The sequence below is a fragment of the Pseudoclavibacter terrae genome (assembly GCF_008831075.1).
GTDB lineage: Bacteria > Actinomycetota > Actinomycetes > Actinomycetales > Microbacteriaceae > Pseudoclavibacter > Pseudoclavibacter terrae.
Window position 1 is genome coordinate 297,358 of the sequence record NZ_WBJX01000004.1, and the last position, 17,746, is coordinate 315,103.

The following is a 17,746-nucleotide window of genomic DNA, read 5'->3' on the forward strand; positions in this document are numbered from 1 at the left end:
TCGCTTCGTTACGGGAAACTTCCCCAAACGATGCGAGAAAGCCATCCCGAGACTCGTCGTGCAACGCCACCCGGCCGACCCCACCGCACCCCACCGCCTCGGGATGGGATACGCGCACGCAGATGGGGTACACGCCATCCCGAAGCGCCAAACCCATCCCGAAGAGACGAGATTGGGTTCGGTCAAGGGCAACCGGTGGGGTCAGCGGGTGAGGATGAGGGCGTCGCCTTGGCCGCCTCCGCCGCAGAGGGCGACCGCGGCCGTTCCGCCGCCTCGGCGGTTGAGTTCGTGCACGGCGTGGACGACGACGCGAGCTCCGGATGCGCCGATCGGGTGGCCGAGGGCGATCGCGCCGCCGTGCGGATTCACGACCTCGTCGGAGACGCCGAGCTCGGTCTGCGACTGCACGACGACGGCCGCGAAGGCCTCGTTGATCTCGACATGGTCAAGCGAGGAGACTTCGATGCCCTGCTTCTCGCAGGCCCGCGCGATCGCGCGGGACGGCTGCGACTGCAGCGACGCGTCGGGGCCGGCGACCTGGCCGGCTGCGCCGACGACCGCGAGCACGTCGTAGCCGTGCGCGTCGGCGAAGGCGCGAGTCGTGAGGACAACCGCGGACGCACCGTCGGAGATGGGCGAGGCGTTCCCGGCCGTGATCGTCCCGTCCGCGGCGAACGCGGCGCGCAACCCGGCAAGCGATTCGGTCGTCGTGGAGGGGCGGATGCCCTCGTCGCGCGTCACACGAACCGGGGCGCCCCGACGCACGGGCACGTCGACGGCGACGATCTCGGCGTCGAAGAGGCCAGCATCCACGGCCGCGGCGGCACGCTGATGCGAACGCGCGGCGACCGCGTCCTGTGCCTCGCGCGTGATGCCGAGGCTCGTGTTGTGCTGCTCGGTGAGGAGGCCCATGCTCTGCCCGGAAGCCGCATCCGTCAGCCCGTCGTGGGCCATGTGGTCGAGCGCCTCGACCGAACCGTACGCCCAGCCTTTGCGGGAGCCGGCGAGCAGGTGCGGCGCCTGGCTCATCGACTCCATGCCGGCCGCGACGACGAGCTGCGCGTCGCCGGTCTTCAGCAGCCGGGCGGCGTCGATGACGGCGGTGAGCCCGGAGAGGCAGACCTTGTTGATGGTGGCGACGTGCGCCGAGGCGGGGATGCCCGCGGCGAGCGCCGCCTGGCGTCCGGCGTTCTGCCCGACCCCCGCGGAGAGCACGTGACCGACGAGGACGGCGTCGACCAGCGACGCGTCGATGCTGCCCTGTGTGAGCGCGCCGCTGATCGCGGCGGCGCCGAGCTGCGGGGCGGTCAGCGTCGAGAGCTGCCCGTTGAGCTTGCCCTGCGGGGTCCTCGCGGCGGCGACGATGACGACGTCATCGAGGTGAGACCTCGGGGCGCCCGCCACCTCGCCAGCAGGAGTGACCTGCTCATTGACGAGTTGGCGCTCACCTTCGCCCGCTTGGATGGGGGCGCGGCCCGCGCTCTCCGCGGCAGCGCTCGGCACCGCGCCTGCGTTTGAACCAGGAGCAGTGAAATCGCCAGCGGCACCGGGATTCTTCCATCCGGTTCCCGAGTCGGTGCCGAAGTCTGTGCCGCTCATGCGCTCACGCGTCCTCTCGTTCGTTCCCGCGATGCCTTGCGGGCGCGGGGCACGGGCACGGCTTCGACGGCCGCGCCGATGACGTTGCTGATCTCGCCGATGCGTTCGACGCGCAGCTCGACGACGTCGCCCTCCGCGAGCGGTGGCGGCGTGAGCGAGCCCGCGCGTCCCCACAGCTCGGCGAGGCAGCCGCCGTTGCCCGCGGTGCCGGAGCCGAGCACGTCACCCGGCACAACCCGAGAATTCCGGGAGGCGTAAACCAAAAGGTGAGGAAACGACCAGCCCATGTTCGAGAGCAGGTCGCTGCCGATGAGCTCCCCGTTGACGAGCACCCGCAGCTCGAGCTCGAGGAAGCCGTCGGCGTCGTGCGCGTCGGCGAGCTCGTCGGCCGTGACGATCCACGGTCCGAGCGTCGCAGCGAAGTCCTTGCCCTTGCAGGGCCCGAGGCGCACTTTCATCTCGCGCGACTGGATGTCACGCGCCGACCAGTCGTTGAAGACGCTGTACCCGAAGATGTGGTCGGCCGCTGCGGCCGCGTCGAGGTTCGACCCGTCGCTGCCGTCAACACCGCCGACGATCACGGCGACCTCGAGCTCGAAGTCGAGCCGCTCGGTCACGGGCGGGCGGATGCTCGCCCCGCTGCCCACGAGCGAGTGCGGGTTGGTGAAGTAGAACGTGGGCGCGTCGTACCACTCGGCGACGACGCCCGAGTCGCCGTCGATCGACTTCACGACGCCCTCGACGTGCTCCTCGAAGGCCACGAAGTCGCGCACGCTCGGCGCCTCGATGGGCGCCAGCAGCTCGACGTCGGAGACCGTCGGAGCGAGGCCGAGCGAGCCGTCGGCCCGGGCCGCCTCGATGAGCGAGGCCGCGACAGCGTTGGCGCGCTCGAGGCCGAGCCGGGTCGCGCCGAGCACGGTCAGCCCGTCGGCGAACGCGAGCAGCCGGTCGCCGCCCTCGTGCGCGACGACGACCCCGTCGTGCGTTCGGCCGTCGCGCATCCACCTGGCGTATCTCACCGGGCCGCCTCCACGCTGTCCCAGACGCGGGGCAGTCGCGCGGCGTTGCCGACCAGGATCTGCGCCTCGTCGTCGGCGCCGAGCTCCGCGTCGCGGACGCGCTCGACGGGGTTCTCGACGCCCATGTCGAAGGGGTAGTCGGAGCCGAGGAGCACCCGGTCGGCGCCGACGGCGGTGACGAGGTTCCGCAGCGCGTCGGGCGTGTGCACGAGCGAGTCGAAGCTCAGCTGCCGTAGGTACGTGGACGGCGCTCGCAGGCAGGTGCGCGCTTCGGGGCGCACCTCCCAGGCGTGGTCGGAGCGGCCGATGAACGTCGGCAGGTAGCCGCCGCCGTGCGCCGCGATGAGCACGAGGTTCGGGAAGCGGTCGAGCACGCCGCCGAAGATGAGGTGGGAGATCGCAGTCGCGTTCTCTGCGGGCTGGCCGACCGTGTTGGAGAGGTAGAAACGGTCGAGGCGCTCGTCGAGGCTGCAGCCGAACGGGTGCAGGAACACGATGGCCTCGAGCTCCTCGGCGCGGCGCCAGAAATCGTCGAGCCGCGCGTCGCTGAGCTCGACGTCGCCCGCGAACGACGACAGCTCGACGCCCGCGAGGCCGTTGGCGAGCACGGCGTTCTCGAGCAGCTCGACGAGACGGTGCGGATGCTGCAGCGGCACGAGCCCGAGCCCGCGGAGGCGGTCCGGGGCGCCGGCCACGTGCGCGGCGATCGCCGCGTTGGCTTCTTTCGCCGCCCACACGGCGAGCTCCTCGCCCGCCCACGGGTAGTAGTGGCTCGGGGAGGGCGAGACGAGCTGCACATCCACGCCCTGCGCATCCATCACCGCGAGGCGCTCTTCGAGCGAGATGAGCTTCGGGAAGCGCGACTTGATCATGGCACCGGATACGGCGAGGCTCTCAGGCCCGTTGCGCTTGGCCTCGAGCTCTCCGGCGGCGGCGAAGCCCTCCGGGTCGCGGCCCTGCACAGCACCCTGGAGCGCGGGGAGGAGGAGGTGCGCGTGCACGTCGACGACCTGGCCGGCGGTGCCAGAAGCACGGCCGGCGGCAGTCACGTCGTTCGCCACGCTCATGCTGGCACCGCCACGAGCTGTGCGACGCCACCCATGAGGGCGGGCACGTTGCCGTCGCGCTTGCCCTCGAGCTGCCACTGGCCGAGGGTCGTGGAGGCCTCCACGACGTGCGACGCGCGGGGGATGCGGCGGGCGTGGAACTCGTCCCAGAACTGCTGGTCGAGCTGGTCGCTCTCGAGGAGCATCGTGGCGAGCACGAGCCCGTCCTCGGAGGCCTGGGCCGCGCCCTGCGCGATGGTTGGCGGGCAGCTGTGGGCGGCGTCGCCGATGATGACGACCCGGCCGCGGTTCCACGCATCCGGAACGACGTGGGAGGTGAAGAGCGTGTAGTGCACGCGGGCCGACTCGGTGAGCGAGTCGCGGATCTCCTGCCACGGCCCGCCGTAGCTGCCGGCGAGGTCGCGCATGATCTCGACGCTCTCGGCTGGCGTGAGCCCGGTGCGGTCCTGCGCCTTCTCGACGAGGTACGCGTAGATGCTGTTCTCGCCCGTCGGGCAGTAGCCGGCGATGAAGCAGCGGCCGCCGTAGTAGAGGTCGGTGTGGGTGACCTCGGCGGGGCGTTCCACGAAGGCGCGCCAGATGCCCATGCCCGTGCGCTCGGGCTTGGTCTCGATGCCGATGAGCGAGCGGGTGGGCGAGTTGAGGCCGTCGGCGCCGATGACGAGGTCTACGCGCGACGTGTCGCCCGCATCCGTCGTCAGGGTCACGCCGTCGGCGTCCTGCTCGAGACCCGTGACGGTGGTGCCGTAGTGGATGCGCGCGCCGACTTCCAGGGCGCGCTCGGCCAGGATCTTGGCGAGGTCGGGACGGTACATGCCGGCCGTCGCCGGGTACTCGGGGCCGCCCGTGCGGGTCTCGGTGAGGCTCGCTATGACCGTTCCAGCCGGGTCGGGGGCGCGCATGCTGACCTCGTCGAACGAGTAGGACTGCTCCTGGATGCGCTCCCAGATGCCGACCTGGTCGAAGACGCGCAGCGCGTTGCCCTGCAGGGTGATGCCGGAGCCGAGGGCCGTGACCTCGGGCTTCGCCTCGTAGACGTCGACCTCGACGCCACCGTCGGCGAGGAGGATCGCCGAGACCATGCCCGCGACTCCGCCTCCGACGATGGCGACCTTGGAAACTGCACTCATGATGGTCCTGCTTTCTGCGTCTGCGTTGACGATGAAGGTGTGCGTGCCGTGCGGCGGGGGCTGCCGTGGGCTGAGGTGCGGGGGCTGCTCAGCGGATGGCGATGGGGTTGACGGGAGACCCGACGGCGCCGGTGATGGGCAGCGGCGGGGCGACGAGGAGGAAGTCGTAGATGCCGTCGGCAGCGCACGCATCGGCCAGGGATTCAAGGTCCCACATCTCGCCGATGGTCAGGCCCATGTTGGGGATGACAACCTGGTGGAGCGGTTGGAAGGCGTCGTCGAACTCGTTGGGCCGCACTTCGAAGCCCCACGTGTCGGTGGCGATCGCGGCGATCTCGCTGCGGTGCAGCCAGCCCGCCGTCGTGAACGAGAGCCCGGCGCTCGGGCCGCCGGCGTAGCCGTTCCAGCCGTCGCGTTGCGCGCGGGCGTAGCGGCCGGTGCGCACGAGCACGATGTCGCCGCGGCCGACGGCGGCGGTCGCGCCCTGCGCGCGGATGCAGGACTCGAGGTCGGCGGTCGTGATCGCGTAGCCGTCCTCGAGCTCCCCGCTGTCGCGGAGGTGCCTGCCGAGGTCGAGGAGCACGCCGCGGCTCACGATCTCGGCCGCGGTGTGCTCGATACCGGTGATGAGGTCGCCGTCGCTCGTCACGACCTCGCCGGAGCGGCGCCCGTTCCACGCGTAGCCGTGGTCGAAGATGTGGCCGAGGCCATCCCACTGCGTGGAGCACTGCAGGGGCATGGCGATGACGTCGTCAGCCCCGCCGAGACCGTGAGGGAACCCCTGGTTCGCGAGCTGCGCATCCGTGCCCGTGTCGAGCATCGTGTGCACGGGGTTCGTGCGGCGCCGCCAGCCCAGCTGGGGGCCGTTCATATCGAACGGCTGGGAGAGCGAGGAGCTGCGGCCCGTGCGTACGAGCTTCGCGGCGTCGGCGCGCTTGGCGTCGTCGATGAAGTTCAGCGTGCCGATGCGGTCGTCCTCGCCCCAGCGGCCCCAGTTGCGGTAGGCCTGAGCCGCACGGGCGACCTCGGTGGCGGGGTCGGTGCGGTCGAGCTCGGCCGGGTTCTCGGTGGGGGTTCCGGTGACCGTGGGAGCGCCCCCGGCGCTGGCGGTCTCAGTGACGGAGGTCATGACGACACCGCTTCCGCCCGCACCTGCGTGGTCTGCGTGCCGAGTCCTTCGATGACGCTCACCATGACGTCGCCGTCCTGGAGGAGGCGGCCGTCCACGATGCCGTTGCCGGCTGGGCTGCCCGTGAGGAGCAGGTCGCCGGGGAGGAGCGGCATGTTCTCGGATGCTGCCGAGATGAGCGCGGGGATGTCGAAGAGGAGGTCGTCGGTGACGGCGTCCTGCATCGTGTCGCCGTTGAGCGTGAGCTTCAGGGTGAGCGAGTGCGGGTCGGTCACGAACTGCGACGGAACGAGGAACGGGCCGGTGGGGAGGAAGCCCGGCGCGTTCTTGCCGCGGTACCAGTCGGTGCCGATCTCCTTCATGTCCTTGCGGAAGATGAGGTCGCGCGTCGAGATGTCGTTGACGATCGTGTACCCGGCGACGTGGTCGAGGGCGTCCTCGCGGGAGACGCGGTGGGCGCGCTTGCCGATGACCACCGCGAGCTCCAGCTCCCAGTCGTGCTGGTTGCTGTAGCCGGGCAGCTCAAGTTCGGCGTCGACGCCGGCGACGGCCGTCGGGAGGCCGATGAAGAAGTACGGCTCGCCGTCCCTGGCGCGTGCATCCATCATCTCGGCCGCCCATTCGCGAAGCTCCTCAATGGGCCGCGGGTCGTTCTTGGCGCGGCCGGCGGCGACGAGGTCGATGACGTGCGTGCGGTAGTTGGCGCCGGTCTGCAGCACCTGGCGCGGCTCGACGGGGGCTTCGAGGGTGACGTCGTCGAGGCTGACCCATGTGCTGTCGTCGCTGGCGCTGCCCTGCGCGAGGTCGGCCAGGCGGTCCCACGAGGTGGGCGCTTCGGCGAGGAAGTCGTTGAGGGAGTCGGCGCCGAGCTCTTCGTGGCTGAGCGGGCGGATGCGGCCGGCCGCGACGAGTCCGAGCTGCGGCTTCCCCTCCCCCACGCTGAAGCGGGCAAGAGCGAAGTCGGCGGTCAGGCCTTCGGACGACGATGTCACGGGTGGTCTCCAATTCACGACGCTTCGGTGCGTTCGTGACATAAGTCAATCGCGTGCGGTCGCATCAGCCAAGCCGGGATCCGTTATCCCGGGCATCAGGGTTGGTGATGCGGATGTGTTTCGCGGCCAGTGGTTCTCCACAGATTCCTCGCGTGACCCTATTCAGAACTACTTCTGAAGTACTCATTCGTCATGCACTCCACAACATCCATGGCCAGGACCGTCAACTCGTCCGACCTCAGCCGTAACGCGACGAAGGTCTTTGCGGCGGCTGAAGACCACCCCGTCGACGTCACCCGACGCGACGGTGAAGATCTTGTGCTGATGTCGAAGAGCGAGTCTCAGGCCCGCGATCAGCTCTTGGAGATCGCGGCGCAGCTCATCGCCGTAGCGACCGACGACCGCGGCTCGCTCGAGCACCGAATGTCGCAGATGTTTCCATGGATCCTGGCACTCAGCCCAGATGGCCAACGCAAGTGCGCGCACGACCTGCTCGACGCTTCGCGTGCATCCTTCTCTACCGGTCAGGCTCATCTTGCGATTGCCGAGCTCACGGCGTGGAAGGAAACGGCATCGGCGCTCGCGGCGGGACTGACCCCAGTTCAAGCCGACTGGCTCGAAGCCGACATCACCGTGGAACGCCCCTAGAAGGTGACGAAAGACACACCTGTCCCCCCGCCCGACGAAGAAAGGCGAGTACCGCATCCGATTCGCGGCGAACTCGGCAGCCTTCATCGTGACGGTCACGTCTATGCACGCTGGCAGCACAAGCCAACGCTGCGCGCTGATGCCCGCATCTGGTTCTCCGTCGAGGATGACGTCGTCTACCTGGAGCAAGTTCACACACATCACCCCCACGAGACGAAGTAGGTGCGCCAAGGGGTGCATGGGTATGAAGTCAGCTGATCGCCCTCGCGATCGGCAGCCCGCCGCCGTGCGAGGTGAGGCCGCCGTCGACGGCGAGCTCGGCACCCGTCACGAATGAGGTCGCCGGTGACAGCAGGCTCGCGATGACGTCGGCGACCTCGCTCGGCGAGCCCGTGCGGCTGAGTGGTGTCAGCTCGACGTTGATACCGCGGAACGCCGCAGACGCGCTCGCCGTCATGGGCGTCTCGATGTACCCGGGGTGCACGCTGTTCACGCGGATCCCCCGCGGCCCGAGCTCCATCGCCGCGGTCTTCGTGATGCCGCGCGGCGCCCACTTGCTGGCCGCGTAGGCCACGGCGTAGTGCGCCATGACCGCTGCGGCCGAGCCGACATTGACGATGGATGCGCCGCTCGCCATGAGTGGGGACAGCGCCTGGATGCCCAGGGCGGGGCCGGTCGCATTCACCGCGAAGGCCAGCTCGAAGTCCTCGGCGGTGACGTTCTCAATGCGCGCACGCCGCGTGATGCCGGCGGCGTTGACGAGTCCCGCGAGCGCGCCGGCGGCTGCGGTCGAGGCAGCGGCGAGTGCGGCGACAGCAGCCCAACCCTCCGGGTCGCGCACGTCGAGAATGACCCGGTGGACGCTCGGTCGCTCGGGCGCATCCGCTGGCCAATAGAGGTCGGCCGCGATGACCGGGATGCCGTCGGCAACGAGCCGCCCGACGACCGCCGCCCCGATGCCGGACGCGGCCCCAGTGACGACTACGGGCGCGGCCGTCGGGCTGGCGGTTTCTGGCACGGGGCTCCTCTCGGCGCGCCGCTCTGCGCATCCATCTCAACTCAAGCAGGGCGCATGGCAGGGAGACACGGGTAATTGCTGATCCGGCGCATCCACTCTCTGGATGCGGTGACCCCCGAGAACACGGTTTCGGGATAGAGAGATGCCTTCGTGTTGGGAAACTTTCCAGCACGAAGCGAGAAACCCATCCCGAGACGGAGGCGGGAGCCGCCGAGGAAGGCAGGCCGTGCCTATCGGGTGTTTCGGGATGGGTTCCGCGCTTCGGGATGGGTTGCAAGCCATCCCGAAGCGTGAAAGCCATCCCGAAACGAGAGTGGGGCGGCCAGAAGGGCGGAGCGGACGCGTGGATACGGGCGCGTGGATACGGGCGCGCAGCGCCCCCGCTACACGCGCTCGAAGACGGCGGCGAGGGCTTGGCCGCCGCCGATGCACATGGTCTCGAGGGCGAGGCGCGCGTCGAGGGCGGGCAGCTCGTTGGCGAGGGTCGCGAGCATCCGGATGCCCGTGGCGCCGATGGGGTGGCCGATGGAGATGCCGGAGCCGCGCGGGTTGAGGCGCGGGTCTTCGGCGTCGATGCCCCAGTCGGCGAGGCACGCGAGCACCTGCACGGCGAACGCCTCGTTGAGCTCGATCACGTCGAGGTCGTCGAGTCCGATGCCTGCGCGCGAGAGTGCGAGCGAGGTCGCCGGCACGGGCGCGACGCCGAAGAGCCGCGGGTCGTTGCCGGCAACCGCCCACGAGACCAGCCGGACCGAAGGAGTGAGCCCAAGCGAAGCGGCGCGCGCAGGCGTCGTCACGATGCAGGCGGCGGCCGCGTCATTCTGGCCGCTCGAGTTGCCGGCGGTGACGGTGGATGCTGCATCCTTCTTCCCGAGGATCGGGCGCAGGCGGGCGAGGGCCTCGAGCGTCGAGTCGGCGCGCGGATGCTCGTCCCGGTCGACGAGCACGTCCCCCTTGCGTCCGGGCACGGTGACGGGAACCAGCTCGGCGTCGAACGCGCCGGATTCCTGGGCGGCGACGGCGCGCTGGTGCGATTGCAGGGCGAAGCGGTCCTGCGCCTCGCGCGAGATGCCGTACTCGGATCGCAGCAGTTCGGCGCTGCCGACGTTGCCGTCTGGGCTCGGGTAGTTGACGCCGCCGACCGTCTCGCGGCCGCGGGCGAGCGCGTCGTGCAGCATGAGGCCGGCGGGCGGGGTGCCGCGGCGACCCTGCTCCGTGTAGAGAGGAGCGTTCGACATCGACTCCGCGCCGAGGGCGACGATCACGTCGGCGACGCCCGTCTGCACCTCCATGGCCGCATTCATGACGGCCTGCAGGCCCGAACCGCAGCGGCGGTCGAGCTGGTACCCGGTCGTGGTGCTCGGGAAGCCCGCATCCAGCGCCGCAACGCGCCCGAAGGCGGGCGACTCCATGGAGGGGTAGCCCTGCGCGGCGATGACCGAGTCGACCGCATTCACGTCGAGCCCGCTGCGCGCGACGAGCGCCTCGAGGACGGCCACGCCGAGGTCGCGAGCCGACAGCGGCGCGAGCGAGCCTCCGAGGCGGCCGACCGGCGTGCGCAGGGGCGAGCAGATGACGACCTCGCGCAGCTCGGTCACGCGGAGACCTCCTGCAGCGAGTCGGCGACCGTGAAAGCGGCCCCCGTCGCATCCCGAACCTCGTCGACCGTCACGCCGGGTGCGAGCTCGATGAGCACGAGCCCCGAGTCCGTCACGTCGAGGACGGCGAGGTCGGTGATGATGCGGTCGATGCAGCCCTTGCCCGTGAGGGGCAGGGTGCACTGCTCGACGATCTTCGGCGAGCCGTCCTTCGCGACGTGCTCCATGACGACGAGCACGTGCTCGGCGCCGTTGACGAGGTCCATGGCCCCGCCCATGCCCTTGACCATCTTGCCCGGCACGGCCCAGTTGGCGATGTCACCCTGCGCCGAGACCTGCATGGCGCCGAGGACGGCGTTGGTGACGCGCCCGCCGCGGATCATGCCGAAGCTCGCCGCCGAGTCGAAGAACGAGGCGCCGGGCAGCACGGTCACGGTTTCCTTGCCGGCGTTGATGAGCTTCGGGTCGGCTTCCCCCTCCCACGGGTACGGGCCGACGCCGAGGATGCCGTTCTCCGAGTGCAGCACCACCTCGATGCCGTCGGCGATGTAGTTGGGGATGAGCGTCGGCAGCCCGATGCCGAGGTTCACGTACGAGCCGTCTTTGAGCTCCTTGGCGGCGCGGGCGGCCATCTCGTTCCTGGTCAGCGGCATCAGGCGTGTCCCCTCGAGTCGGTGGATGAAGTGGATGCGCCAGCGGCTTCGCGCGGCCGGACGGTGGTCTTCTCGATGGGCAGCTCGCCCGCCTGCTCTGCGCTCAGCACGATGACGCGGTCGACGTAGATGCCGGGCAGGTGGATCTCGTCGGGGTCGAGCTCGCCGGGTTCGACGAGGCGGTCGACCTCGGCGATCGTGATGCGTCCGGCCATGCCCGCGAGCGGGTTGAAGTTGCGGGTCGACTTCTCGAACTGGAGGTTGCCGTGGCGGTCGCCGACGGCGGCGCGGACCAGCCCGAAGTCGGTGCTGATGGCCGTCTCGAGCACGTACTCCTTGGCGGCGCCGAAGACGTCGAAGGGGCGCTGCTCCTTGGGTTCGCTGACGAGGCCGACGGTGCCGTCGGAGTTGTAGCGGATGGGCATCCCACCTTCCGAGACCATGGTGCCGGCGCCGGTCGCCGTGTAGAAGGCGGGAACGCCGACGCCGCCGGCGCGGAGCCGCTCGGCGAGCGTGCCCTGCGGGGTGAGCTCGACCTCGATCTCACCGGACAGGTACTGGCGCGCGAACTCCTTGTTCTCGCCGATGTAGCTGGCGATGACGCGGCGGATGCGCCCCTCGGAGAGCAGCTCGCCGAGGCCCCAGCCGTCGACGCCGCAGTTGTTGGAGACGACCTCGAGGCCGTCGACGCCGAGCGCCTGGATGGCCCGGATGAGGGTGATCGGCACGCCGGAGAGGCCGAAGCCTCCGACCGCGAGGGACGATCCCGCCGGGATGTCGGCGACGGCGTCGGCCGCCGAGGCGTAGGTCTTATCCACGTTCTGCTCCTTCGTTGGGGCTGGATTCTTGGTCGGTGCCGTTGCCGGCTGCGGTCCCGCCGCTGCGGCCGGCGGCAGCCGCGAACTCGGCGTCAATCTCCGCGAACACGCCGCGCGCGATGCCGAGAGCGCCGTTGGCGGGCGGCAGCCCGGCGTAGAGGGCCGTGTGCAGGATGACTTCGGCGATCTCGGCGCGCGACAGGCCGTTCCTGAGGGCGGCGCGCACGTGCATCCGGATCTCGGCCTCGTGCGACCCGGTGACGAGGCTCGCGAGGGTCGCGATGGACCGCTCGCGGCGGGACAGCTCGTCGCGCGCCCAGATCTCGCCCCACGCGTAGCGGGTGATGAAGTCCTGGAACGGCGCCGTCTCGGCGGTTGTGCCGGCGACGGCCCGGTCGACGTGCGCGTCGCCGAGCACCTCGCGGCGCACGCGCATCCCCTGCTCATGCGCGGCGGCCTGCGTCGACTGGCCCTGCGACGCGGATGCGCGCAGGTGCGTCGTGAGGAGGCGGGCGGCGGCGTCCGGGTCTTCGAGCGCGGCCAGGTGGGCGGTGCCCGCGATGGTCGAGTGGTAGCCGTTCGGGATGCGCTCGGTGAGCGCCTGCATGGCCTCTGGCGTCGTGACGGCGTCGTGTTCGCCGCTCACGACGAGGGTCGGGGCGCGCAGGGAACCGAGCGAAGCGGTGCGGTCGAAGGCGGCGAGCGCCTCGTTGCAGCGCGCGTACGACTCGTCGTCGATGTCGATGAGCGTCGAGAGCGATCGCGCGGCGGCCGAGAGCGGGTGCTGCTCGAGGAAGCCGGGCGCGAACCAGCGCTCGGCGCTGCCCGTGACGAGCGACGCGGTTCCGGATGCGCGCACCCCGCTGGCGCGTTGCTCCCAGCCCTCGGTGGTGCCGATCTTCGAATCGGTGCAGAAGAGGGCGAGGCTCTTCACGCGGTCGGGGTGCGCGAGGGCCAGTTCGAGGGCGATGGCCCCGCCGAGCGAGAGCCCGGCGAGGTGGAACGCACCGCCGCCGGCTTCCTCGACGACGTCGAGCACCGCATCCGCCAGCTCGGCGATCGTGAACGGCTCGGCCGTGGCCGGGCTGGAGCCGTGACCCGGGAGGTCGAGGCGCAGGATGCGCAGCGTGCTGCCCGGCGTCGAGGCGCGGAGGGCCGCGACGGTGCCGTCCCAGAGCGCCATAGTCGTGCCGAGGGATGGGAGCAGGACCAGCAGCTCGTTCTGCGACGCGGGCTGGGTGCCGGGTGCGAAGGCACCCCTGAGGCGTGGGATGGTCATGGTGTCTCCTCGCTTCGCGCGGTGGTCTGCTCGGGGCGTTTGCCGTCGCGGTCGCTGTCGGGCCCGCCGTCACGGTCGCCGTCGGGCCTGGCGTCCTGGTACAGGAACCGGCTGATGGCGGCATTCACGACCCGATTGGCTGCCTGCAGCGTGACCTGGTCGGCGCCCGCGACGGCGGAGTCGGCGAGGTGGTGGCGGGCGGTCTCTCGCTCGACGGTGACGCGGTCGAGGGATGCGGCGAGCCGGCGCGCGGACACGCCCGCGAGCTCGAGGAGGCGGCGCAGCGCATCCCATTCAGCGTGCCATTCGCCGGCCGGTCGCTCGTCTTGCGAGACCGCAGCGGACGCGACCGTCGCCAGCAGGCCAGGTGCCTGCAGCGCGTTCGAGACGACGACGATGGGGGCGACGGGGTTCTGCTTGTGGGGCATGGCGGACGACGTGCCGCCGCCGCCGAGCGAGAGCTCGCCGACGCGCTCGCCGGAGGCGGTGACGAGGTCGCGGCCGATGCGGCCGAGCGCTGTGCACACGGCCGTGGTGGCGCTGGCGACGGCGAGCACGGGGGTGCGCTCGGCGTGCCAGGAGCGGCGAGGGTCGTCGAGGCCGAGGCCGGCGGCGAGGTGCGCTCGCAGGATGCTGGTGGTCTGCGCACCGGACCCGAGGCGGTCGGCCGCCTCGCCGGTGCCGACCCCTCCCCCGAACTGCACGGGGAAGGCGAGGCCGTCGATGGCGGCGATGGCGGAGGTGACGCCGTCGAGCCAGCCCGCGAACTGCGCGCCGAGCGTGCTCGCGGCGGCCTGCCGGCCGAGGGTGTAGGCGACGCGGGGCGAGCGGCGTTCGGCGTCGGCGAGGCCTTGGAGGCGGGTGCCCGCGGTGACCAGGTCGGCGCGCACGGCCGTGAGCGCGTCGCGCGCGTGCAGCATGCTGGCGGAGTCGACGATGTCCTGGCTCGTCGCGCCGGCGTGCAGGCGCGGGGCCTCGACACCGGCGGAGGCGAGGGATGCGCGCAGCTGGCGCACGAGCTCCGGCACGATGACGCCGTCGGCTTCGATACCGTCGCGCAGCGCAGCGGCGTCGAGGTCGGCGGCTTCGATGTCCGTCGCGGCCGCGCTGGCGTCGCGCGACTCGAGGGAGGCCCAGGCGCGCAGCAGCTCGGCCTCGACGACGAGCATGCCCCGCACGAGGCCGCCGAACTCGTCGGATGCCGCCCCGGAGCCCGTCCCGCGGGCCCCTGACTCGCGAGCATCCGTCTGGCGGGAGTCTGCCTCGCCCGCGCTCACAGTTCCTGCCCGAAGTCGAAGAAGACGGTCTCGCCGTCGCCTTGGAGGCGGATGTCGAAGCGGTAGCTGCCCGGGGCATCCGGGTCCGCGATGAGGGTCGCACGACGGTCGGGGGCGATGCCCGCGAGCACGGCGTCTGCCTCGTTCTCGGCGGGCTGGTCGCCGAAGTACGCGCGGGTGAAGAGGTGGTGGAGGAGGCCTCGCGCGAAGATCGTGACGAGCAGGTAGGGCGCCGCTCCCGCATCCCGCCGTCCTGGCTTGATGGTCGTGAACGAGTAGTGGCCGTCGCGGTCGGCGGGGGTGCGCCCGAAGCCGGTGAACGTGTAGCCGTCGCGTTCGAGGCTGCCGCGCTGCGCGACGGGTGCGCCGTCGGCGTCGAGCCCCCAGAGCTCGAGGATCGCATCGGGAACCGCCTCCCCTGCCCCGTCGGTGACGGTGCCGTGCAGGCGGATGGCGTCGGGGCGCCAGGGCGCGGCGATCTCGCCGCCGCGCTCGTAGGGCAGGGCGTAGCCGTAGAAGGGGCCGACGGTCTGCGACGGGGTCTGGCCGAACGACGTGGGCGTTGTTGCCTCAGGCATGGTCGGTGTCCTCCGGTTCCATCCACGTGGACTTCGATCCGGTGAGCACGATGTCCCACTTGTAGCCGATCGCCCACTCGTGCTCGCTGACGTCGTGGTCGTAGTCCGCGACGAGCCTGGCTCGCGCGGCGGGGTCGACGATGGACTGGTAGATGGGGTCGAGCGCGAAGAGCGGGTCGCCGGGGAAGTACATCTGCGTGATGAGGCGCTGCGTGAACTGCGTGCCGAACAGCGAGAAGTGGATGTGCGCGGGCCGCCACGCGTTGCGGTGGTTCTTCCACGGGTACGCGCCGGGCTTGATGGTGGTGAGGCGGTACTCGCCGTTGTCGCCCGTGATGATGCGGCCGACGCCCGTGAAGTTCGGGTCAAGCGGGGCGGGGTGCTGGTCGCGTTTGTGCACGTAGCGGCCGGAGGCGTTGGCCTGCCAGATCTCGACGAGCTGGCCGCGCACGGGGCGGCCTTCGCCGTCGAGGATGCGACCGGAGACAATGATGCGCTCGCCGATGGGTTCGCCGTTGTGCTGGATGGTGAGGTCGGATTCCTCAGCCGCCACGTCCGTGTGCCCGAAGGCCGGTGAGACGAGTTCGATCTCCTCGGGGTCGGCGCGCACGAGCTGGTGCGTGGGGTGGCGCAGCGCGACCGAGCGGTACGGGGCGAAGTCGCGCAGCGGGTGGCTGCGGGCATCGTCGGCGTGGGCCGCGTGGGTGTCGGCGATCTGCTGCGAGATGTGCGCCTGGCTGACGAGCGAGTCGACGGGAACGTCGAGCGTCTCGGGTCGTCCCTGTCCGGCGCTCATCGTGCATCCACGAACGGGAGGCCGGCGTACTGCTCGGCGAGGCTGACCTGGGCGGCGTGCGAGGAGGTGACGTAGCGGATCTGCCCGAGCTGGCGTTGGAAGTCGAAGGCGCTCTGCTCGGCGGATCCGTCGGCGGGGTGCACGTGGAGCATGTCGGTCATCCACTGCGAGAAGTGCTGCACCTTCCACTGCCGGTCGAGGGCCTTGTCGCTGTACTGCTCGAGGCCCGTGTCGTCGCCGGCGTAGTGGGCTTGGAGGGCTTCGGCGAGGAGGGCGACGTCGGCGATGGCCGAGTTGAGGCCTTTCGCGCCGGTGGGGGGCACGATGTGGCCGGCGTCGCCGACGAGGTAGAGGCGGCCGTAGTTGAGGGTGGAGACGACGAAGCTGCGCATGGGCAGGATCGATTTCTCGGTGATGGGGCCTTCGGTGAGGGTCCAGCCTTCGGTGCCGAGGCGCGTCTGGAGGGCCGCCCAGATGCGTTCGTCGCTCCAGTTGGCGATGTCGTCGTCTGGGCTGACCTGCAGGTAGAGGCGCGAGACGGTGCTGGAGCGCATGGAGTGCATGGCGAAGCCGTCGCGGTGGAGGGCGTAGATGAGGTCGTCGGTGGAGGGGGCGACGTCGGCGAGGATGCCGAGCCACGCGAAGTCGTAGACGCGTTCGGCGACGTCGAGGGTGCCTTCGGGGAAGGTGCGGCGGCAGATGCCGTGGTAGCCGTCGGCGCCGATGATGTAGTCGCAGTCGAGGGTGATGCGCTCGCCGTTCGGGGCCGTGTAGGCGAGGGAGGCGCGGTCGCCGTCGTGCGTCGATTCGATCTGGGTCGGTTGCACGTCGGTGGCTTCGAAGATGAGCTGCGAGCCGAGGCGCTCGTGTTCGGCGACGAGGTGGTGGACGAGCGCCTGCTGGCCGTAGACGGTGACGGTGCGGCCGGTGAGCTCGGCGAAGTCGATGTGGTGGCGCTCCCCCTCGTGCTGCAGGTAGATGCCGTGGTGGGTGAGGCCGTTGGCTTTGAGATCGGCGTCGAGGCCGAACTTGGCGAGGAGGTCGACGGAGTCCTGTTCGAGCACGCCGGCGCGGATGCGGCCGAGCACGTACGCCTTGTCGCGTGCTTCGAGGATGCGGTAGTCGATGCCCGCCTGGCCCAGGATGTGGCCGAGCAGCAGCCCAGCCGGCCCGGCTCCGATGATCGCCACCTGTGTGGACTGGCGTGCGCCGGCCTCTGCAGGCTGGGCGCCCTGGCCGTGGCTCTCGTCGTTCGTCATCGAACGCCTCTCGTCGTTGGGAAGGATGAGACGAGTGTGCGCGGGAGGCGGATGCGGTGGGCCGGGGTTTCCGCTGAGTGGAAGGACAGGAGAAGCCATCTGGCGATCTGATCGCGGGACAGCTCGCCTCGCGTGACGCTACAGAGTTGTCGCAAAACCGACGGCGTGTGCGCGTTTCCGTAGATGAAGTTGTGACACATGGTTTTGAGAATCGCGCGACTTGGACCCATGCGGGACCCTGGCCGAGACATACTCCGGTGGTGAGACGTCCCGAATCCCTAGGGTTTTGCGAGCATGCTTCTGCAGCGAGTCGATCTAGCCGGGGTCGAAGATGTGCCCCAGAATGCCGCTGGTCAGCGTGAGCCAGACGAGCGCGACGACTGCTCCTAGGCTCACAAGTAGGGTGAGTATTTTCTTGTTTTCGTTCGTTGGCATGTCACCAGCTTGCATGCTCGCCATCTGCAGGTATCCACGGCGGTTGCGGGGACCGAGGCGCAGTCGTCGTGGTGCCGTCGTGCGCCGAGGTGTGTTGGGGTTCGTTCTCTACTGCGTGAGACACCTCAGAACCCATGGTTTCGCGAGGACTGGACGGGATCGAGCAAGCTTGCCTTGCGATGCCGCCCGGGTTGCTTGCGAACCCGATTGGTCTAGCCATTCGGGCGTTCCAGCGACTGGAGACAAGCGGTCGCTTCACTGGGTGAGAGAACCCTCGGCCGCCATCCGACAGCACGCGCAATGCGTCGCCTGAAGCCGTCGAGATCCCGAGGACGATTAGGCCCCGGGAGGAACGGGGATATGACTGTGGCTTCGTCACATCGATCCCGGTCCTATGTTTAGAGGGAAAGTCTGTCAATGAGCCCCCGTTCGGGGTCGGTCGATACTCCGG

General features: G+C 70.2%; 16 protein-coding genes. 1 reads left to right on the forward strand and 15 read right to left on the reverse strand.

The window, feature by feature from the left end; translation table 11 throughout:
• Nucleotides 1-201: 201 nt before the first annotated feature.
• The 6 genes from F8O03_RS13210 to F8O03_RS13235 all read right to left on the reverse strand — a co-directional run bounded on the left by F8O03_RS13210 (nt 202) and on the right by F8O03_RS13235 (nt 6,936).
• Nucleotides 202-1,599, reverse strand: coding sequence for an acetyl-CoA C-acetyltransferase (locus F8O03_RS13210; protein WP_151424257.1), 1,398 nt, complete (start codon nt 1,597-1,599; stop codon nt 202-204).
• Entirely contained in the window at nt 1,596-2,618 is a 1,023-nt protein-coding gene (locus tag F8O03_RS13215) for a fumarylacetoacetate hydrolase family protein (RefSeq protein ID WP_244296272.1), read from the reverse strand. Before F8O03_RS13215 ends, F8O03_RS13210 begins: the two co-directional genes overlap by 4 nt.
• Complete coding sequence (locus tag F8O03_RS13220) at nt 2,615-3,685, reverse strand: amidohydrolase family protein (protein WP_151424258.1); 1,071 nt, start codon at nt 3,683-3,685, stop codon at nt 2,615-2,617. Before F8O03_RS13220 ends, F8O03_RS13215 begins: the two co-directional genes overlap by 4 nt.
• Entirely contained in the window at nt 3,682-4,815 is a 1,134-nt protein-coding gene (locus F8O03_RS13225; RefSeq protein WP_151424259.1) for an FAD-dependent monooxygenase, read from the reverse strand. Before F8O03_RS13225 ends, F8O03_RS13220 begins: the two co-directional genes overlap by 4 nt.
• Before the next feature lie 88 nt (nt 4,816-4,903).
• On the reverse strand, nt 4,904-5,944 hold the full coding sequence (locus F8O03_RS13230; protein ID WP_151424260.1) for a cyclase family protein: 1,041 nt from the start codon (nt 5,942-5,944) through the stop codon (nt 4,904-4,906).
• A complete protein-coding gene (locus tag F8O03_RS13235; RefSeq protein ID WP_244296274.1) occupies nt 5,941-6,936 on the reverse strand; it encodes a fumarylacetoacetate hydrolase family protein in 996 nt (331 codons plus the stop codon). The genes F8O03_RS13230 and F8O03_RS13235 overlap by 4 nt, the downstream gene beginning before the upstream one ends.
• 210 nt (nt 6,937-7,146) lie before the next feature.
• Between F8O03_RS13235 and F8O03_RS13240 the strand changes: the two genes are divergently transcribed.
• Nucleotides 7,147-7,584 carry a prevent-host-death protein gene (locus tag F8O03_RS13240; protein ID WP_244296275.1) on the forward strand — a complete coding sequence of 146 codons (438 nt, stop codon included), beginning with the start codon at nt 7,147-7,149 and terminating at the stop codon, nt 7,582-7,584.
• Between the two features lie 250 nt (nt 7,585-7,834).
• Here F8O03_RS13240 and F8O03_RS13250 read toward each other — a convergent pair whose 3' ends face one another.
• The 9 genes from F8O03_RS13250 to F8O03_RS13290 form a co-directional block, all read right to left on the reverse strand.
• Nucleotides 7,835-8,602, reverse strand: coding sequence for an SDR family NAD(P)-dependent oxidoreductase (locus tag F8O03_RS13250; protein WP_151424264.1), 768 nt, complete (start codon nt 8,600-8,602; stop codon nt 7,835-7,837).
• A gap of 383 nt (nt 8,603-8,985) precedes the next feature.
• The gene (locus F8O03_RS13255) at nt 8,986-10,200 is read right to left on the reverse strand and encodes an acetyl-CoA C-acetyltransferase (RefSeq protein ID WP_244296276.1); all 1,215 of its coding nucleotides are present in this window, start codon (nt 10,198-10,200) and stop codon (nt 8,986-8,988) included.
• Nucleotides 10,197-10,853 carry a CoA transferase subunit B gene (locus tag F8O03_RS13260; protein WP_151424265.1) on the reverse strand — a complete coding sequence of 219 codons (657 nt, stop codon included), beginning with the start codon at nt 10,851-10,853 and terminating at the stop codon, nt 10,197-10,199. The genes F8O03_RS13255 and F8O03_RS13260 overlap by 4 nt, the downstream gene beginning before the upstream one ends.
• Nucleotides 10,853-11,671 (reverse strand): CoA transferase subunit A, encoded by an 819-nt coding sequence (locus tag F8O03_RS13265; RefSeq protein WP_151424266.1) that lies wholly within the window; start codon nt 11,669-11,671, stop codon nt 10,853-10,855. Before F8O03_RS13265 ends, F8O03_RS13260 begins: the two co-directional genes overlap by 1 nt.
• Entirely contained in the window at nt 11,664-12,950 is a 1,287-nt protein-coding gene (pcaDC, locus tag F8O03_RS18440) for a bifunctional 3-oxoadipate enol-lactonase/4-carboxymuconolactone decarboxylase PcaDC (RefSeq protein WP_151424267.1), read from the reverse strand. Before pcaDC ends, F8O03_RS13265 begins: the two co-directional genes overlap by 8 nt.
• Nucleotides 12,947-14,227 (reverse strand): lyase family protein, encoded by a 1,281-nt coding sequence (locus F8O03_RS13275; RefSeq protein WP_151424268.1) that lies wholly within the window; start codon nt 14,225-14,227, stop codon nt 12,947-12,949. The genes pcaDC and F8O03_RS13275 overlap by 4 nt, the downstream gene beginning before the upstream one ends.
• A complete protein-coding gene (pcaG, locus tag F8O03_RS13280; RefSeq protein ID WP_151424269.1) occupies nt 14,224-14,805 on the reverse strand; it encodes a protocatechuate 3,4-dioxygenase subunit alpha in 582 nt (193 codons plus the stop codon). Before pcaG ends, F8O03_RS13275 begins: the two co-directional genes overlap by 4 nt.
• Nucleotides 14,798-15,601: a protocatechuate 3,4-dioxygenase subunit beta gene (pcaH, locus tag F8O03_RS13285; RefSeq protein WP_151424270.1), complete on the reverse strand. Its 804-nt coding sequence runs from the start codon at nt 15,599-15,601 to the stop codon at nt 14,798-14,800. The genes pcaG and pcaH overlap by 8 nt, the downstream gene beginning before the upstream one ends.
• Nucleotides 15,598-16,860, reverse strand: coding sequence for a 4-hydroxybenzoate 3-monooxygenase (locus F8O03_RS13290; protein WP_151424271.1), 1,263 nt, complete (start codon nt 16,858-16,860; stop codon nt 15,598-15,600). Before F8O03_RS13290 ends, pcaH begins: the two co-directional genes overlap by 4 nt.
• Nucleotides 16,861-17,746: the final 886 nt, after the last annotated feature.

Excerpts from the sequence above, each read along its gene's own strand:
- F8O03_RS13225 (WP_151424259.1), bottom strand. The coding sequence starts at position 4,815 with ATGAGTGCAGTTTCCAAGGTCGCCATCGTCGGAGGCGGAGTCGCGGGC.
- F8O03_RS13210 (WP_151424257.1), bottom strand. The coding sequence starts at position 1,599 with ATGAGCGGCACAGACTTCGGCACCGACTCGGGAACCGGATGGAAGAAT.
- F8O03_RS13260 (WP_151424265.1), bottom strand. The coding sequence starts at position 10,853 with ATGCCGCTGACCAGGAACGAGATGGCCGCCCGCGCCGCCAAGGAGCTC.
- F8O03_RS13290 (WP_151424271.1), bottom strand. The coding sequence starts at position 16,860 with ATGACGAACGACGAGAGCCACGGCCAGGGCGCCCAGCCTGCAGAGGCC.
- pcaDC (WP_151424267.1), bottom strand. The coding sequence starts at position 12,950 with ATGACCATCCCACGCCTCAGGGGTGCCTTCGCACCCGGCACCCAGCCC.
- F8O03_RS13240 (WP_244296275.1), top strand. The coding sequence starts at position 7,147 with ATGGCCAGGACCGTCAACTCGTCCGACCTCAGCCGTAACGCGACGAAG.
- pcaH (WP_151424270.1), bottom strand. The coding sequence starts at position 15,601 with ATGAGCGCCGGACAGGGACGACCCGAGACGCTCGACGTTCCCGTCGAC.
- F8O03_RS13220 (WP_151424258.1), bottom strand. The coding sequence starts at position 3,685 with ATGAGCGTGGCGAACGACGTGACTGCCGCCGGCCGTGCTTCTGGCACC.
- pcaG (WP_151424269.1), bottom strand. The coding sequence starts at position 14,805 with ATGCCTGAGGCAACAACGCCCACGTCGTTCGGCCAGACCCCGTCGCAG.
- F8O03_RS13230 (WP_151424260.1), bottom strand. The coding sequence starts at position 5,944 with ATGACCTCCGTCACTGAGACCGCCAGCGCCGGGGGCGCTCCCACGGTC.